Source organism: Candidatus Allofournierella excrementavium, from assembly GCF_048526665.1.
In the GTDB taxonomy this organism is placed as follows: domain Bacteria; phylum Bacillota; class Clostridia; order Oscillospirales; family Ruminococcaceae; genus Allofournierella_A; species Allofournierella_A excrementavium.
This window is the reverse complement of sequence record NZ_DBGFPE010000016.1, coordinates 63,545-80,595: the sequence shown is the minus strand read 5'-3', so window position 1 is coordinate 80,595 and position 17,051 is coordinate 63,545. Positions and strand designations below refer to the sequence as shown.

14 protein-coding genes and 1 other RNA gene are annotated in these 17,051 nt (G+C 65.4%); 7 read left to right on the top strand and 8 right to left on the bottom strand.

Going from position 1 to position 17,051, the window contains the following annotated elements; genetic code table 11:
- Positions 1–9 precede the first annotated feature (9 nt).
- Positions 10–900 (bottom strand): hypothetical protein, encoded by an 891-nt coding sequence (locus tag ACMI1Q_RS04860; RefSeq protein ID WP_419502986.1) that lies wholly within the window; start codon positions 898–900, stop codon positions 10–12.
- A gap of 109 nt (positions 901–1,009) precedes the next feature.
- On the opposite strand from ACMI1Q_RS04860, the gene ACMI1Q_RS04855 reads away from it, so the two are divergent.
- The gene (locus ACMI1Q_RS04855) at positions 1,010–1,645 is read left to right on the top strand and encodes a lactate utilization protein (protein WP_419502985.1); all 636 of its coding nucleotides are present in this window, start codon (positions 1,010–1,012) and stop codon (positions 1,643–1,645) included.
- Between the two features lie 58 nt (positions 1,646–1,703).
- Here ACMI1Q_RS04855 and ssrS read toward each other — a convergent pair.
- A non-coding RNA gene (gene ssrS / locus ACMI1Q_RS04850) (6S RNA) lies at positions 1,704–1,911 on the bottom strand.
- A 7-nt stretch (positions 1,912–1,918) separates the two neighbouring features.
- Positions 1,919–2,245: a DUF1292 domain-containing protein gene (locus tag ACMI1Q_RS04845; RefSeq protein WP_330056649.1), complete on the bottom strand. Its 327-nt coding sequence runs from the start codon at positions 2,243–2,245 to the stop codon at positions 1,919–1,921.
- A 190-nt stretch (positions 2,246–2,435) separates the two neighbouring features.
- Here ACMI1Q_RS04845 and ACMI1Q_RS04840 point away from each other — a divergent pair, with 190 nt between their 5' ends.
- The 3 genes from ACMI1Q_RS04840 (at position 2,436) to ACMI1Q_RS04830 (ending at position 5,379) form a co-directional block, all read left to right on the top strand.
- The gene (locus ACMI1Q_RS04840; RefSeq protein ID WP_419068868.1) at positions 2,436–3,227 is read left to right on the top strand and encodes a peptidylprolyl isomerase; all 792 of its coding nucleotides are present in this window, start codon (positions 2,436–2,438) and stop codon (positions 3,225–3,227) included.
- Positions 3,228–3,357: 130 nt separating this feature from the next.
- On the top strand, positions 3,358–4,950 hold the full coding sequence (gene cls / locus ACMI1Q_RS04835; protein ID WP_419502984.1) for a cardiolipin synthase: 1,593 nt from the start codon (positions 3,358–3,360) through the stop codon (positions 4,948–4,950).
- A 21-nt stretch (positions 4,951–4,971) separates the two neighbouring features.
- Complete coding sequence (locus tag ACMI1Q_RS04830) at positions 4,972–5,379, top strand: DUF3842 family protein (RefSeq protein WP_177521449.1); 408 nt, start codon at positions 4,972–4,974, stop codon at positions 5,377–5,379.
- 46 nt (positions 5,380–5,425) lie between these two features.
- Here the strand turns inward: ACMI1Q_RS04830 and ACMI1Q_RS04825 are convergent, their stop codons facing one another.
- Complete coding sequence (locus ACMI1Q_RS04825; protein WP_419502983.1) at positions 5,426–8,056, bottom strand: cation-translocating P-type ATPase; 2,631 nt, start codon at positions 8,054–8,056, stop codon at positions 5,426–5,428.
- A gap of 128 nt (positions 8,057–8,184) precedes the next feature.
- Between ACMI1Q_RS04825 and ACMI1Q_RS04820 the strand changes: the two genes are divergently transcribed.
- Positions 8,185–8,985 carry an MBL fold metallo-hydrolase gene (locus ACMI1Q_RS04820; protein ID WP_419502982.1) on the top strand — a complete coding sequence of 267 codons (801 nt, stop codon included), beginning with the start codon at positions 8,185–8,187 and terminating at the stop codon, positions 8,983–8,985.
- A gap of 46 nt (positions 8,986–9,031) precedes the next feature.
- Here the strand turns inward: ACMI1Q_RS04820 and ACMI1Q_RS04815 are convergent, their stop codons facing one another.
- The 4 genes from ACMI1Q_RS04815 to ACMI1Q_RS04800 form a co-directional block, all read right to left on the bottom strand.
- On the bottom strand, positions 9,032–10,195 hold the full coding sequence (locus ACMI1Q_RS04815) for an MFS transporter (RefSeq protein WP_419502981.1): 1,164 nt from the start codon (positions 10,193–10,195) through the stop codon (positions 9,032–9,034).
- A gap of 352 nt (positions 10,196–10,547) precedes the next feature.
- Positions 10,548–11,930: a sodium-dependent transporter gene (locus ACMI1Q_RS04810; protein WP_419502980.1), complete on the bottom strand. Its 1,383-nt coding sequence runs from the start codon at positions 11,928–11,930 to the stop codon at positions 10,548–10,550.
- 160 nt (positions 11,931–12,090) lie between these two features.
- A complete protein-coding gene (locus ACMI1Q_RS04805) occupies positions 12,091–14,160 on the bottom strand; it encodes a glycoside hydrolase family 25 protein (RefSeq protein ID WP_419502979.1) in 2,070 nt (689 codons plus the stop codon).
- A 152-nt stretch (positions 14,161–14,312) separates the two neighbouring features.
- Positions 14,313–15,419 (bottom strand): DUF3810 domain-containing protein, encoded by a 1,107-nt coding sequence (locus tag ACMI1Q_RS04800; protein ID WP_419502978.1) that lies wholly within the window; start codon positions 15,417–15,419, stop codon positions 14,313–14,315.
- 185 nt (positions 15,420–15,604) lie between these two features.
- On the opposite strand from ACMI1Q_RS04800, the gene ACMI1Q_RS04795 reads away from it, so the two are divergent.
- Positions 15,605–16,048 (top strand): MarR family winged helix-turn-helix transcriptional regulator, encoded by a 444-nt coding sequence (locus ACMI1Q_RS04795; RefSeq protein WP_330058826.1) that lies wholly within the window; start codon positions 15,605–15,607, stop codon positions 16,046–16,048.
- A 43-nt stretch (positions 16,049–16,091) separates the two neighbouring features.
- On the top strand, positions 16,092–16,958 hold the full coding sequence (locus ACMI1Q_RS04790; protein WP_394978675.1) for a DegV family protein: 867 nt from the start codon (positions 16,092–16,094) through the stop codon (positions 16,956–16,958).
- Positions 16,959–17,051: the final 93 nt, after the last annotated feature.

Here is a 17,051-nt window from a genome sequence, read left to right as displayed (position 1 = left end):
CCTCCCCTGTCAATTTCCCGCGCCGAAGCCCAGGGCGGCAAAGTCCACCGCCGGGGCCTTGGGGGCCTCGGGCTGCACCGCGGGCGCGGCAGGGGCGGCGGGCGAAGCGGGCGCTGCAAGCGCTTCCGTCGGCGCGTCCAATTCCTGCGTGCCGCCGGGCTCGGGGGCGTCGAAAGCCTCCAGCGGGGTGTCAAAGCCGGTCTCAAACGTTTCGTCGTCCGCCTGGGGCGCGGCGGGAGCCGGTTCCTCCGGCGCGGCCGGGGCCGGTTCGGCGGGGGTGGCTGCGGCGGCGCCGAAGGCGGCGCTGAAGCTGTCGGCCACCGGCGCGGCGGCCAGCCACTCGGCGGGCAGGGCGGGCAGAAGGTCGGCGGCCAGCTCTTCCATGGCGGCGCAGTCCTCCGGCAGGTCGGTGAGGGTGGCGCCGTAATGGGCCAGCAGCACCCGGCCCGCCGGGCCCACCAGCAGGGTCAGGGGCAGCTGCCAGGCCTCGCCCGCCTGGGGGCGGAAGCCCTGCTTTTTGGCCTCGTTGATGATCTTCATGGCTTTGAGGGAAAAGCACTTCATCCGGCTTTTCTCGCTGGGCACGGCGAAGAAGCGGTAGAGCACGCCCTCGGCGTCACACATCAGCTCGTAGGGCATGGCCCCTTCGGGGATGGCCCTGGAGATGGTCTGGGGCCTGGTCTGCACAACGCACACCAGCCGGGCGCTGCGCAGCGAACCGGCGGACTTGATGTACTCCATGATGTAGTTCCGGGTGAGGGGGTGGCCGAAGTTTCGCAGGAACACAAGGAACACAGGCTTGTCCCCTTCCAGCAGCTCATAGAAGCTCTGCTGGGGGTGATAGGGGGTGTCAAAGCGGAACTCCGGGATCACATCGCCGGCGCGCAGTCGTTTTGCCATGGGACGGCTCTCCTTCTTTCGCAAAATGCGTCTCCTTTTTATTCTACACGTTCCGCCCTTTCTGTCAATGTGGTATAATAAGGGCAAATGACGCAAGGAGGTACGAAGGATGCACGACGCCGTGAAGGACAACATCGAAAAGCGGGCCAGACGGGTGATCGCCGCTTTGAAAGCCAACAACATGGAGGGCTGGTATCTGCCCGATGCCGCCGGGGTGCGGGAGTTTGTGGAAAAGCTCATCCCGGAGGGGGCCACCGTGGCAAACGGCGGCAGCATGACCCTGGCCGAGACGGGAGTCATGGACCTTCTGGCCAGCGGGCGGTACGAATTTCTGGACCGCACCGGCCTTGCGGGCGAGGAGCTGGGCAGGCTCTACCGCCGGGTGTTCAGCGCCGACTGGTATCTGGCCAGCGCCAACGCCATCACCGAGGCGGGCGAAATTTACAACGTGGACGGCAACTCCAACCGGGTGGCGGCCATCACCTTCGGGCCCGAGAACGTGCTGCTGGTGGTGGGCTGCAACAAGATCGTGAAGGACCTGGCCGCCGCAAAGGAGCGGGTGGAGGCCATTGCCGCGCCGGCCAACACGGTGCGCCTTAACTGCGCCACCCCCTGCGCGGTGAGCGGCAAGTGCGAGCACTGCCACAGCCCGGCCCGCATCTGCTGCACCACCACCATCCACAGCTTCCAGCGCATCCCGGGGCGCATCAAGGTGCTGCTGGTGGGCGAGCCGCTGGGCTTTTGAGCCGACATGCAAAAACACAGGGCGCATCCCGATGGGATGCGCCCTGTGTTTTTTCTATAAAGGCCCCGCCTTGCCGTCTGCGACCAATCAAAACCTACCGAGTGGCAGGTGGGTGCCCTGTGCCCGGTTTCTCGCTCCCTTCGTCCGCCTTGGTCCGCGCATGCGCGGGACGGGAGGTCTGCAATCTGCCGGGCAACTGCCGGGCTCCCTGAATTTGATTAGTAGGATTATATCAAGCCGCAACAAATCGAACAAGGCAGGAATGCCGCGTTTTTACTGCTCGATGTCGAAGAACTCCTGCAGGCGCTTTTCGAACATCTTGCTCACTTTGTAGAGCTCTTCGTCGTCCTCGACGATGTCCAGGTATTCGCCGTTCTCGTCCTCGCCCACCTTCATCAGGATCAGCTCGGCCTCGGTCTCTTCCAGCTGCTTTTCGTCCTCCACATAGGGCACCAGCGCCATATAGTGGGTGTCGTCCAGGTCCGCCGCGTCGATCACCTCAAAGACGTGCTCTTTGCCGTCCTCGTCTTCCAGGGTGATGAGATCGGGGGTGTAATCGTCCTCTTCCTGCGCGGTGGGGGGCACTTTGGTCTCGGCCATGGCGTTCTCCTCTTTTCACGGGCGGCGCACCGCCGGTTCTTTCTGGTCTTAGTGTAACTTGTTTTTCCGTCGCCGTCAATCCCCAATCGCCGGGGGCGCGCTGTGAAACTTTTTGCCCTCCCCCTGCTATTTTGCCCCGGGGTATGCTATAATACTGATACATTCTGTTTTCCAGTTAAAGGAGAGAACGATGCGACGTTTTGCTTTTCTTGCCGCCTGCCTGATGGCCGCCGGAGTGCTGGCCGGCTGCGGCGGCGACCCCGAACCCGGCGACACCATCAAGCGGCAGACCTATGAATCCGCCGAAGTGCAGTTCACCGCCCCCGCCGAGGGCGACACCATCGCCATCTTCGACACCAGCGCCGGCGAGGTGCGGGCGGTGCTCTACCCCGACCTTGCGCCCATGGCAGTGGATAACTTCGTGGGCCTTGCAAACCAAGGCTACTACAACGGTCTTGTCTTCCACCGGGCGGAGTACGGCTTTGTGGTGCAGAGCGGCGACGGCACCGGCACCGGTCTCGGCGGTTCCACCATCTGGAACGGCAACCCCTTCCCCGCCGAATACACCGACAAACTGCACCATTACGCCGGGGCGCTGTGCGCCGCCAACAGCCCGGACGCCGACCCCTCCACCACCAGCCAGTTCTACTTTGTGCAGGCCCTGCCCTCCAGCGTGGACAAGGCGGCCCAGCAGACCCTGACGGATGCGGGGGTGCGCCAGGAAGTGATCGACGCCTACGCCGCCGTGGGCGGCCTGCCTTATCTGGACAACACCGACACGGTGTTCGGCCAGGTCTATGAGGGCATGGATGTGGTGGACGCCATCGCCGGCGGCGAAAAGGGCGAGGACGGCCAGATCCTGGAGCCGGTGACCATCAACTCGGTGACCATCTCCACCTACGGCGCGCCCGACCCCGCGCCCGCCTCCCAGGCCGCCTCGGAGCCTGCCTCCGGGTCCGCCTCCGCTTCCGCCGCAGAATGAGTTTTTTCAGCCCCGGCCGTGTGCCGGGGCATTTTTTGCCGCCGGGGCGCCTTCGTTGGTGCGGCGGGGCGATTTGTGTTATAATATCCGGTAGAAACTCGTTGTATCAGGAAGAAAGGAAGGGAACGCCGTGTCCGCCACCGGAAAGCAGATGAAAAAAGCCCGGCAGAAGGTCACCAAGGCCAAGCGCCGACTGGGCCGCGGCCTTTACACCCGCACCTTCTTCTTTGTGGTGCTGCTGCTGTTGCAGATCGTGCTCACCTTCTCCATCCCGGTGGCGCTGGGGCGCTTTTCCGCCCCCTTCTACATCGGGGCGGTGGTGGTCAGCGTGCTGGCGGTGATCGCCCTTCTGGAGCACGACGGCATCAACCCTGCCTACAAGATGATGTGGATCCTCATCATCCTGCTGATGCCGCCCCTCGGGGTGGTGTTCTATCTCTTCTGGGGGCACCGCAACACCACCAACCGCCACGCGCGGCGGATGAACTCCATCTGCGCGCGCCTCAGCCGCACCCTGCCCCAGGACCCGAAGGCCCTGCACCGGCTGGAAGTGCAGGACAAGGGTCTCGCCCGCAGCGCCCGCTATCTCATCCGCAATGCGGGCGCGCCCCTCTACGCCGACACCCAGAGCGAATACTACGCCTGGGGCGAGGAGTTCTTCCCCCGCTTTCTGGAAGAGCTGAAAAAGGCCGAGCGCTTCATCTTCATGGAGTACTTCATCCTGAAGCCCGGCTACATGTGGGACACCACCCTGGAGATCCTGAAAGAGAAGGCCGCCGCCGGGCTGGACGTGCGCCTTTTGTACGACAGCTGGGGCTGCATGCTCACCATGCCGGAGGACTATGACGAGCAGCTGCGGGAGTGGGGCATCAAGTGCCACCGCTTCTCCCCCTTCCGCCTGTCGGCCCACATCTCCGACTACACCATGTTCAACCACCGGGACCACCGCAAGATCACCGTCATCGACGGCAACGTGGGCTTCATTGGCGGGCTGAACTTCGCGGACGAATACATCAACCGCAAAAAGCGCTTCGGCGTTTGGAAGGACACCGGCCTGATGCTGCGGGGCAGCGGCGTTTACAACCTCACCGCCCTGTTTTTGGAGACCTGGGACTTCACCACCGGTGAGTCCAGCCGGCTGGAGCAGTTCACCCCCACCCTGCGCTTTTCCGCCGACGGCATGGTGCAGCCCTACGGCGACTCGCCCCTGGACGAGGAGGCGGTGGCGGAGAACGTCTACTTCAACATCCTCCAGCAGGCCACCGACTACGTCTACATCGCCACCCCCTATCTGGTGGTGGACAACGAGATGATAACGACCCTGAGCCTCATCGCCAAGAGCGGCGTGGACGTGCGCATCATCACCCCGGGCATCCCGGACAAGAAATACGTCTACTGGGTGACCCAGAGCTACTACTCGGTGCTGATGAAGGCGGGGGTGCGCATCTTCGAATACAGCCCCGGTTTCATCCACGCCAAGATGTATGTGTCGGACGACAAGACCGCCGTGGTGGGCAGCGCCAACATGGACTACCGCAGCCTCTACCTCCACTTTGAGAACTGCTGTGTGTTCTACGGCGGGCACATGGTGCAGGACGTGCACGCCGACCTTTTGCGCTGCATGCAGGTGAGCCGCGAGGTCACCTGGGAGGACGTGAAGAACGTGCCGCTGCCCAAGCGGATCTTCCGGGTCATCCTGCGGCTGTTCGCGCCGCTTTTGTGAAGAAGAAAGGAAACGTGACAAATGGCAAAAATCGTTGTGATCGACGGCCAGGGCGGCGGCTTCGGCCGCTCGCTCATTGAAAAACTGCGGGCCGGAGGCTACGCCGGCGAAGTGATCGCGGTGGGCACCAACGCCGCCGCCACCGCCGCCATGCTCAAGGCGGGGGCCAGCGCCGGGGCCACCGGCGAGAACGCGGTGATCTGGAACGCCGGCAAGGCCCAGATCATCGCCGGGCCCATCGGTCTGGTGATGGCAAACAGCATGCTGGGCGAGTGCAGCCCGGCCATGGCCACGGCCATCGCCTCCAGCCCCGCCCACAAGGTGCTCATCCCCGCCACCCGGTGCGGGGCTTCCATCGCGGGGCTGCCGGAACTGCCCCTGGCGGACTACATCGCCGACGCCGCCCGGCGCATCCTGGAACTTGTTTGAATACGCCATATCGCCCGCGCCCCCTCCTTTGGGGGCGCGGGCTTTTTCATTTGACGGAAAACAGGCGCAGCAGGCTCTTGCCCAGCTCCACCGCCGGCAGCACCGCCAGCGCCAGGGTCAGGGCCAGACCGCACTGGGCGGGGGCCAGCTGCTCGAAGCCGAAGGCCGCGGCGGCGGGGGGCCAGGCCAGCACCCCCAGGCTCAAGGCAAGGCTGCCCGCCATGGCCGCCCACAGCCAGGGGTTGTGGGTGGGCAGGGCGAACACGCTGCCCCGCTGGCTGCGCATGTTGAAGCTGTGGAAAATTTCGGCCATGCTCATGGTCAGGAAGGCCATGCTCACCCCGACGCCGCTCTGGGCCACCTGCCAGACCCCTGTTTCCAGCCGCACGCCGGTGAAGTAGGCTGCCAGCGTCAGGGCGGTGACCAGCAGGCCCTGCCAGACCACGTCCAGCCCCAGCCCGCCGGCAAAGATGCTCTCGCCCGGGCGGCGGGGCGGGCGCTCCATCACGTCCGGCTCCGCCTTTTCCATGCCCAGCGCCAGCGCGGGGAAGCAGTCGGTGATGAGGTTGATCCAGAGAAGATGCACCGGGCCCAGCAGCTGCACCCCCAGCAGGGTGGCAGCAAAGATGCTCAGCACCTCGCTGGCGTTGCTGGCCAGCAGAAACTGCACAGCCTTGCGGATGTTGTCGTAGATGCGGCGGCCCTCGGCCACGGCGGTGACGATGGTGGCGAAGTTGTCGTCGGTGAGCACCATGTCCGCCACGTTCTTGGTCACGTCGGTGCCGGTGACGCCCATGCCCACGCCGATGTCCGCCGCCTTGAGGGCGGGCGCGTCGTTCACCCCGTCGCCGGTCATGGCGGTGACGCAGCCCAGCCGCTTCCACGCCTGGACGATGCGCACCTTGTGCTGGGGCTGCACCCGGGCATAGACGCTGAAGGAGGGCGCGCGGCGGGCCAGTTCCGCGTCGCTCAGCCGGTCCAGTTCCGCGCCGGTGACCGCCTGGCTCTCGCTCTGCAGGATGCCCAGCTGCCGCCCGATGGCGGCGGCGGTGTCCTTGTGGTCGCCGGTGATCATCACCGGGCGGATGCCCGCCGCACGGCAGCGGGCGATGGCCGCCGCTGCCTCGGGGCGCACCGGGTCCATCATGCCCACCAGGCCGATGAACACCAGCTCCCGCTCCGCCGTTTCCGGGTCGAGGCGGGCGGGCAGGGCGGGCCAGTCCCGCTTGGCCGCCGCCAGCACCCGCAGGGCGCTTTGGGCCATGGCCCGGTTTTTGGCCAGGATGGCCGCCCGGTCGGCGGCGGTGAGGGGCACCACTGTGCCGTTTTTCAGCCAGTGGGTGCACTTTTCCAGCAGCAGGTCCGGCGCGCCCTTGACGTACTGGGTCACCCCCGCCCTGCCCCGCCGGGAGTGAAAGGTGCTCATCCGCTTGCGGGCGGAATCAAAGGGCAGTTCCGCCACCCGGGGCTCGGCGGCGCAGAGGGTCTTTTTTGCAAGGCCCAGCTTTGCCGCGTACTCCACCAGGGCGCACTCGGTGGGCTCCCCTTCCGCCCGGCCGCCCGCCCCCGGCTCCGCGTCGCTGCAAAGGGCCAGCGCCTTCGCCAGCTCCGCCTCAGGGCCGAAGCTCTGCTGCACCTCCATGCGGTTCTGGGTGAGGGTGCCGGTCTTGTCGGAGCAGACGACCTGGGCGCAGCCCAGGGTCTCCACGGCGGTGAGGCGGCGGATGACCGCTCCCTGGCGGCTCATGCGGGTGACGCCCATGCTCAGCACGATGGTCACCACCGCCGCCAGCCCCTCGGGCACCGCCGCCACCGCAAGGCTCACCGCCACCATGAAGCTGGAGAGCACGGTGGCAAGGTCAGTGCTGCCCGCCCGCCACAGGCCGAAGCCGAAGATGAACACACAGATGGCCAGCACCAGCGCGCTCAGCGAGCGGCTGAGGGCCGCCAGCTTCAATTGCAGGGGCGTTTTGCCCTGGGATGTGGCCGCCAGCACCCCGGCGATGCGGCCCATCTCGGTGTCCATGCCGGTGGCGGTGACCAGCAGCTTACCCCGGCCCGCGCTCACGGTGCTGCCCATGTATGCCATGCAGTGCCGGTCCCCCAGGGGCACGGCGCGCCCCGCGGGCAGGGCGGCGGCGGATTTTTCCACCGGCAGGCTCTCGCCGGTGAGGGCGGCCTCCTCGATCTTCAGCGCCGCCGTTTCCACCAGCCGCCCGTCGGCGGGCACGGCGCAGCCCGCCTCCAGCAGCACCACGTCGCCGGGCACCAGCTCCCGGCTGGCCACCGTGGCCGGGCGGCCGCCCCGCAGCACCCGGCTGTGGGCGGCGGTCATCTTTTGCAGCGCCTCGATGGCCTTTTCCGCCTTGCTCTCCTGATAGACCCCCAGCAGCGCGTTGATGAGCACCACCGCCAGGATGATGAACACGTCGGCAAAGCTCTCCCCCGCGCAGGCGGCGGTGAGGGCGGAGAGGGCCGCCGCGGCCAGCAGCACCACGATCATCGGGTCCGCCATCTGCTGCAAAAAACGCTGGAACAGGCTCTCCTTTTTGGCCCGGCGCAGTTCGTTGGGGCCCGTTTTCGCCAGCCGCGCCGCCGCCTGCCCCGCCGTCAGGCCCTCCGGCCCGCTGGCCTGGGCGGCGAACGCCTCCCGTGCCGTCTGCTGATAATATTCCATGGCTCGTGCCTTCCCCCTTTTTTGAACCCTTGTCCTTTGTATGTATATGGCGCATCGGGCGGTTTTAGCCCCCGCCCTTGCGGCGGGGCGCGGGAGGGGGTATACTGAAAAAGAAGGAGGGCTGCCCCATGAAACTGACCATTCTCGGCACCGGCAACGCTGCGGTGACCGAGTGCTACAACACCTGCTTTCTGCTCACCGAGGGCCCGGACCATCTGCTGGTGGACGGGGGCGGCGGCAACGGCATCTTCCGCCAGCTGAAGGCCGCCGGGGTGCGCTGGCAGGACGTGCGCTCCATCTTCGTCACCCACAAGCATCTGGACCACATCACCGGCATTTTGTGGATGATGCGGATGATCCTGCAGGGCATGGCCCGGGGCCAGTACGAGGGGGAGGCCACGATTTACTCTCACAAAGAGGTGACCGGCCTTCTGCGCACCATGGCGGGGCTGCTGCTGAGCGAAAAGGAGACCCGCTTTCTGGACGAGCGCCTTCATCTGGTGACGGTGGAGGACGGCGAGAGCCTGCCCCTGCTGGGCCAAAGGGCCGGCTTTTTCGACATCGGCTCCACCAAGGCGGCCCAGTTCGGCTTTTTCATCACCCTGCCCGGCGGCGGCAAACTGACCTGCTGCGGCGACGAGCCCTTCAATGAGCGGGAGCGCCCCTATGCCCAGGGCAGCCGCTGGCTGCTCCACGAGGCCTTCTGCCTTGCAAGCCAGGCGGATGTGTTCAAGCCCTATCAAAAGCACCACTCCACCGTGGCGGACGCCTGCCGCCTGGCGGAAGAATTGGGCGTGGAGAACCTCATCCTCTACCACACCGAGGACAAGAACATCGCCCGGCGCAAGGCCCTTTACACCGCCGAGGGCGCGCCCCTCTTTTCCGGCAGCCTGTTCGTGCCGGAGGACCTGGAGACCTTTGAACTGTAACAAAAAGCCCGGCGGGGACGCTTTCACGTCCCCGCCGGGCTTTTATTCATCTGTTTTTCGCCACCGTGCGGAAGGTGGCCTCCAGCATGGTGATCATCAGCAGGATGAGCAATGCCAGAAAGAGGGGCATCCAGCCGAGGCCCGCCCGGTTCGCGATGAGACCAAAGAGGGGCGGCATCAGGGTGGAGCCCACATAGGCGCTGGCCATCTGCATGCCGATGATGCCCTGAGAGTTCTCCGCCCCGAAGTTCGCGGGCGTGGCGTGGATGATGGCCGGATACACCGGCGCGTTGCCCAGGCCCAGCAGCCCCAGGCCCAAAAGCGCCCCCAGCTCTCCCCCGCCGGGCAGAGCCAGCACCGCCAGCGCCGCGGCGATGACCCCGGTCCCCAGGCGGATCATGCCCCGGTCGCCCACCTTGTCGGCGATGAAGCCGGAGACAAAGCGGCCCACGGTGATGCCCACATACAGCACCGCCGCACTGGCCGCGGCCCGCTGGGCGGAAAAGCCCCGCTCCCCTGCCAGATAGCTGCTGGCCCAGAGGATGGAGGTGCCCTCCGCCCCGCAGTAGGCGAAAAAGCCCACGAAGAGGGTGGGCGCGCCCTTGATCTTCAGCGCGCCCCGGATGCCCAGCACCTGCCCGGCGCGGGCGGTCTGCGCCTCGTCCCGGTGGATGTTCCACACCGGCAGGGTGAGCACCAGCACCACCCCGATGGCCAGCTGCATCAGCGCCACCGTGCGGTAGCCCAGCTGCCAGCCGGAATGGCGCAGCGCCCAGCTCATCACGCAGGGGCTGATGACGGTGCCCACGCCCCAGAAGCAGTGCAGCCAGCTCATGTGGCGGGAGCGGTAGTGCAGGGCCACATAGTTGTTGATGGCCGAGTCGATGCAGCCGGCGGCGAGGCCGTAGGGCACCGCCCAGAGGCAGAGCATCCAGAACCGGGTGGAGACGGAAAACCCGAACAGGGCCGCCGCGCTGAGGAACACGCTGGCCACGGTCACGCCCCGGGTGGAAAACTTTGCGGTGAGCCGCTCGGACAAAAGGCTGGAGCAGATGGTGCCGCCGGTGATGACCATGGACACGGCCCCGGCGGCGGAGAGGGGCTGGTCAAACACCAGCCGCATGGTGGGCCAGCCCGAGCCCTGCAGGGAGTCCGGCAGGCCCAGGCTGATGAACACGAGGTAGATGACGGCGAGAAGCAGGGTGTACATGACAAAAATTCCTTTTCAAAGAAAGGGGGCGCCTTAGCCGGGGTGCCGTAAGAAAACGGCGCCGGGAAAAGGGCGATTTTGCGGTATCGCAGCGTCAAAGCGCCTTGACAACCACCAAGGGTGCCTGCGGCGCTTTTCCTTGCGCTGCCATCAAAATCGCCACTTTTCCTGGTGCGGAGCAGTTTTGCCCCAGGATTTTGGATGAAGAAAGCACAAAGAGCAGCCCCGCAAGCCTTGGTGGCTTGGGGGCTGCTCTGCGTGTTTTATGCGCCAAAATCCCCAGGCAAAACCGTCGTTTTCTTATGCCACCCCGGCTTTGGCGCCCCCTTTGATTTTTGTGATGCCGCGGCGTTTACCAGGCCAGCACGCTCTGGATGAACAGGAACGCCACAAAGATGGGCAGGATGTAGGTGATGTACACCCGGATCCAGTCGGGGATCTTCGCGCCCTCGCCCTGGTTGGCCTCGGCCTGATACTTCTTGAAGCCCCAGCCCACCCGGCTGATGCAGAAGAACAGATAGACCAGGCTGCCGAAGGGCAGCAGGATGTTGCTGATGAGGTAGTCCTCCACATCCATGAAGCCGGAGCCGTTGCCGCGGGGGTCAAAGGCGGACCAGACGTTGAAGCCCAGCACGCAGGGCAGGGAGATGAGGGTGACCACCACGCCGTTCACCAGCGCCGCTTTTTTGCGGGTCCAGCCGGTGAGGTCCATGGTGCAGGCCAGGATGTTCTCGAACACCGCAATGATGGTGGAGAAGGCCGCGAAGCTCATGAACAAAAAGAACAGGCTGCCCCACACCCGGCCGGCGGGCATGTCGTTGAACACGTTGGGCAGGGTGATGAAGATGAGGTTGGGGCCGCTGTCGGCGGGCACGCCGTAGGCCATGCAGGCCGGAAAGATGATGAGGCCGGAGGTGAAGGCCACGAAGGTGTCCAGCCCGGCGATGCGCACGCTCTCGCCCAGCAGGCTGCGCCGGCGGTCCAGATAGCTGCCGAAGATCAGCATGGCGCCGATGCCAAGGCTCAGGGTGAAGAAGCTCTGGTTCAGCGCGGCGGTGACCACGCCCAGGGTGTTCTGCACCGTCTCGAGGGCAGTCTCGCCGGCCATCACCGAGAAGTCGGGCACCAGATAGAACTTGACGCCCTCCATGCCGCCGGGCAGCATCACGCTGTTCACCGCCAGCACCACGATCAGCGCCAGCAGGGCCAGCATCATCCACTTGGTGATGCGCTCCACGCCCTTCTGCAGGCCCATGGAGCAGATCAGAAAGCCCAGCACCACCACGACCACCATCCAGAAGCCCATGGTGACCGGCTGGCTCAGCATGCCGGAAAAAGCCTCGGCCACCTGATCGGTGTCCATGCCTTCCAGCTGGCCGGCGAGGGAGCGGTAGAAGTAATAGAGCATCCAGCCGGTGACGCAGGTGTAGAAGCTCATCAGCACATAGTTGCCCAGCATGGCCACCTTGCCGTGCCAGTGCCACTTGGTGCCGGCTGGCTCCAGCTGCTGGTAGGCCAGCACGCAGCTTTTGCGGCTGGCGCGGCCGATGGCAAATTCCATGGTGAGCACGGGCACGCCCACCGCCACAAGAAACAGCACATAGAGAAGCACGAATGCGCCGCCGCCGTTCTGCCCCACCACGTAGGGGAAGCGCCACACGTTGCCGATGCCGATGGCGCACCCGGCGCTGATGAGCAGAAAGCCCAGCCGGGATTTGAAATTCTCACGCTGCATGATAACACCTCACAGTGAATTGGCGTACCGCAGCGGCCCGCAATTTTGCCGCTTTAGCGCAGTACCTCTCTATTATAGCGAGTCCGCCCTCCGCTTGCAAGCCGCAAACGGGGAAAAGCCCCGGAACCTTGGGGGTTCCGGGGCTTTTGAAAGTTTTTTATCAGCCCAGCTTGCTCACGTTCATGTCCACGCGGGTGGAGATGCCGGGCACGGTGCCGGAGCTGGTGTACTGCCAGATGTCGTAGTTGTACTTGAAGTCCAGCTGGTCGCGGTACTGGGCGATCCAGATGCTGTAACCGGTGAGGCTGGCCATGTTCAGGTTGTTGTAGAACCAGGAGGCGTAGCTGTAAACGCCGGCGCGGTAACCCGCGTTCTGGATGGCGTTGCAGAAGGCCACCGCGTTGCGGGTGCGCTGGTCGCGGCTGATGCCGTCGGCACGGCCGGTGTCGCCCGCCACCTTCTCGGTGTCGAAGTAAATGGGGTAGCTCACGCGGCCGCCGGTTTCCTGGATCAGGCGGATGACCATGCTGGCCTCATCCACGGCTTCCTGCTCGTTGATGGCCTGGCTGTAGAAGTACAGGCCCACCTTCACGCCCGCGGCGTTGGCGCCCTTGATGTTCTGGCGGAAGTAGGGGTCCTCCACCAGGGCGCCCGTGCCGTAGCCGCGGTAGCCCACGCGGATGATGGCAAAGTCGATGCCGCTGGCCTTCACCGCGTTCCAGTCGATGTTGTACTGGTACTTGGACACGTCGATGCCCTTCACCAGGCCGTTGCTGGTGTCCACAACAGTGGGCTTGCCGCTCGCATCGAACTTGTACTTCACGCCGGCGATGACCTTTTCGGTGTTCACCAGCTTCTCATGGGTGGTGGGGTCGTAGAAGGCCTCTTTGCTCTCAAAGCTGGGCTGCCAGCCGCTGTATACCACCTTCACGGTGACCTCGGTGGCGGTGAGCTTGAAGGCGCTGTTGGCCACCACCTTGCCGTCCTTGAACAGCACCACGGTGGCGACAGGGGTCGGGGTGGGAGTGCCCGCCGGGGTGGGAATCGGGGTGGGGGCCGGCGTGGGGCTGGGAGTGGCCGAGGGGCTCGGAGTGGGGGTCACCTCCGGGCTGGGGCTCGGCGTGGGAGTCGGGGTGGGGGTCGGCGTGGGAGTAGGAGTGGGGGTGGGGGTCGGCGTCACCTCCGGCGCGGTGGAGGAAGAGCCGGAACTGGGCACGGAAGTGCTGCCGGATTCATCCTCCGCAAACGCCACCGGGAAGAACAGCCGGCCGAAGCCGCCCGCCACGCTGCTGAACACGCTGTTGGCGGCAGCGGGCGCCTGATAGGTGGCCTCCACGATGTACTCGCCGCCGTTCGCGTCCTTTTCGGTCTTGCTCACATAGTAGTTGGAGCGGGAGCCGTCCGCGTTCAGCAGCCATGCCTTGCCGCCTTCGCTCTTGGTGTTGCCGGACACGGTGTAGACCTTGGCCTTGACCTCTTCCTTCTTGCTGATGTTGGAATCGTAGTCGTTGGCGGGCAGGGTCTCGGTGGGATCGAAACCGTCGGTGGTCTCGTCGCTCAGCACGTTGTCGTCGGTGACGATGTCGCCCGCGCCCACTTCGCTCTCATCCTTGATCTGGTCCTTGACCGCCTCGGTGTCCACCTTGTACTCCACCTTCTCCTTCACCTTGGTGGTGACGGGGTCAGGCAGTATGTATCCCTCGATCTCCGAGAGGCTCACGGTGTACTCGCCCACCGGCAGCTCCTCGATCAGCAGGGTGCCGGTCTTGGGGTCGATCTTGTAGGTCTCGGTGGGTTTCTGGGTCTTGGTGCTGGAAGAGCTGGAGGACTTGCCGGAAGTGCTCTTGCTGGAGGCGGACTTGTCCGCCTTGTAGTCCACCACCACCTCGAACTCGGTGCCCAGCACGGGCATGCCGTTCTCGGCGTCGGTGACGGTGACGCCCAGGGTCTGCTGCACCGCGGTGACCTCCAGCGCCAGCTGAATGGGCTCCGGGGTGGCCGTGGGTTCCGGCGTGGGAGACGCGGTGGGGTCCGGCGTTGCGGTGACGCTGGGGGCCGAACTGCTCACGGACGAGCTGTTCGCCGCGGCGTTCACCGCCGTGAGGGCGATGCCCGCGCCGGTGCCCACCACCAGGATCATGGCGCAGCTGAGAGCCAGCACCGCCTTGTAAAGGGGCATGCGGCTCCAGAAGCTGCGGGTGAAATAGCGTGAAATATCTTTTCTGCTCATGCTTTGAATGATTCCTCCGCGTATGTTTTTTCGCCGCCCCGGGGGCGGGAAAAGGCAAATCTTCGCATATGTGGCCTAATTATAGCACATCTGACGACAAAGGTACACAGAATTCCACTTTTTTCACAAAATTTGTTGAAAGGCCGTCCGCCTCACGCCTCCTGCCACAGCGGGCAGTAGCGGGCCACCAGCAGGTCCACGCAGGCGCCGTAGCTGGCCATGCCCAGGTCCTGGCCGTAGCTTTCCAGAAAGGCGGTGTAGGTGCTCTCCGCCAAATCGGTGGCGGGGCTCTCAAAGGCCAGCCAATACTCGTCGTTCCACAAAAGGTCCGCCGCAGGCCCCTCCTCCAGCAGCTGCCAGACCTCCAGCCAGGCTGTGGGGTCGGCGGTGTAGAGAACGTTGGAGAGATGCAGAAACCCGAACAGCCAGCCGGAATACTGCCAGAGCTCGTCGGCGCTGGCAAGGCAGGCGGCGATGCCCACAAAGTTCGCCTCCTGCTCGGGGGCCACGCCCCGCTGGTGGGCCTGCTCGTGAGCGATGGTCACCGGCAGGAACACATTGGGGCAGTCCACGTTGAGGGTGCTCTCGCCGGTGAAGGGAAAGATGTAGCCGGTGAAGCCCGCCGCGCTCATGAACCAGGAATAGACCGCGGGCTTGGGCTGCCGGGCCGGGCCGTCCAGGAAGGGGTATTCCTCCGTGAGGGGAGCAAGGCTGTCGGCGCCCTCCTCCATGATGGCCGCGCTGTCCGCCGCAAGGCGGCCGGAGTCGTCCCGCTCCACCAGCCGGCCAGTGCGGTTGGCCCCCTCGGCGAACCACAGGGTGGTGGCTTCCAGCGCCTCGGCGGTCACCGGCTCTGCCGCAAGGCCGCTCTTTTCGCTGAAGGAGGAAGCATAGTAGTGCACGCCCCACAGCCAGCTCACCCCGGCCCAGATCCACACCGCCACCGCCGCCAGCCCCACCAGCCGCCGGGCCAGCACCCGGCGGCGCAGCTGCGCGCGCACCGTGGCCGCGGCCATCACCAGAAGCCACACCCCCAGCGCCGTGCAGAGCGCTTCGGCCAGCGAGAAGGGCAGCGGGTCCACCAGGGCGCTGACGGCCTGCCGCGTTCCCATGGCGAGGGACGCCGCCCTGTCCATGGCCGCCCGGTCCTGCCGCAGCAGCAGAAAAAGCCCCTCGGCGGCGCAACCTGCCGCCAGCAGGATGCACGGCGTTCGGTTTTGGGCCAGCCAGTTCCCTGCCCGTGTGATCCGTTCCTTCATTCTTGTGCCTCCCTTCGCCCTTTTTCTCTTTTCTTTTCATTATACCCCCCTGCCGCGGCGGCACGCAACGGGCAGAAAAAAATAATTTGAACTTCAAAACATCTTGACAAAGGGCGGCGGGCGTGGTACCATCAATTCGTTTGAACTTCAAAGTTTTTGTTCAAACGGGAAAGAAGGTACATTTTGTGACCGAAGCAGAGCAAAAGATCAACAGTTTTCTGGTGGACGTGTTCAACGACGTGCTGCGCCTGGAAGAGGACGACCTGGCCAGAGGCCCCTACAAAAACCTCTCGGTCAGCGAGATGCACGTGCTGGAGGCGGTGGACAGCGCCGCCGGCGGCGAGACCATGCGGGAGCTGGCAGCCCGGCTGCGAGTGACTGCCAGCACCCTGACGGTGGCGGTGAAAACGCTGGAGCAGAAGGGGTATCTTGTGCGGGCGCGGGCCGAAGAGGACCGGCGCAAGGTCACGGTGACCCTCACCGACGCGGCGCGGGGCGCGCTGGAGCGGCACGCGGCGTTCCACGAACAGCTGGTGGACCGGGTGAGCCGGCGGCTCACCCCGGCGCAGATGGACCAGCTGGCGGACACCCTTGCGGCGCTCCACGGTTTTTTCACCGACATCCAGTGAGACGGCGGCAGGCACCGCCCCAACAGTAAGGAGACGATGTGACATGATCCGTATTCTGACCGATTCCACCTGCGACCTTCTGCCCGCCGAGGCGGCCCGCCTTGGGGTGGAAGTGGTGCACATGCAGGTGCGCTTTGAGGACGGCGAGGTATTCCGGGACGGGCTGGACATGACCCCGGACGAGTTCTATGCCCGGCTGGTGAAGTGCGACAAGCTGCCCACCACCAGCCAGCCCAGCCCCCAGGACTTCATGGACCGCTTTGAGGAGGCCAAGGCCGCCGGCGACGAGGTGGTGGCCATCCTCATCAGCGGGCTGCTCAGCGGCACCTACCAGTCCGCCCGCATCGCCGCCGACAGCTGCGAATACGACAAGATCCATCTGGTGGACAGCATGAACGCCACCCTGGGCGAGCAGCTGCTGGTGCGGCTGGCGGTGCAGATGCGCGCCGACGGCGCCACCGCCGGGGAGATTGTGGCCGAGCTGGAGCGCCGCCGGATGGATGTGCGCCTTGTGGCCGTGGTGGACGATCTGAAATACTTCCGCAAGGGCGGCCGCCTCACCGGCGCTCAGGCACTGGCGGGCAGCCTTTTGGGCGTGAAGCCGGTGGTGGCCGTGCGGGACGGCAAGGTGGGTCTTGCGGGCAAGGCCCGGGGCATGCCCGGCGCCTATGTTGCGCTGTTCAAGCTGATGGACACCGAGGGCGGCCTGGACGAGACCATGCCCTACATGATCGGCTACACCGCCCACCGCAAGGCCGCGGAGCCCATCCACCGCTACCTCACCCAGAACCTGGGCCTGGAAGCCCCCCTGTGCCGCCACATCGGCACCGCCATCGGCACCCACGCGGGCCCCGGCGCGGCGGGCGTGGCCTTCTTCGCCAAGAACCCCGACGGCGCGGCCGCCGAATGAGCCTTCCCCCCACAAGCTTTGGTGTGTTAATAAGACAATACCGCCCCACGGCCCGAACGGACCGTGGGGCGGTATTGTTTGGGAGAGGAATTT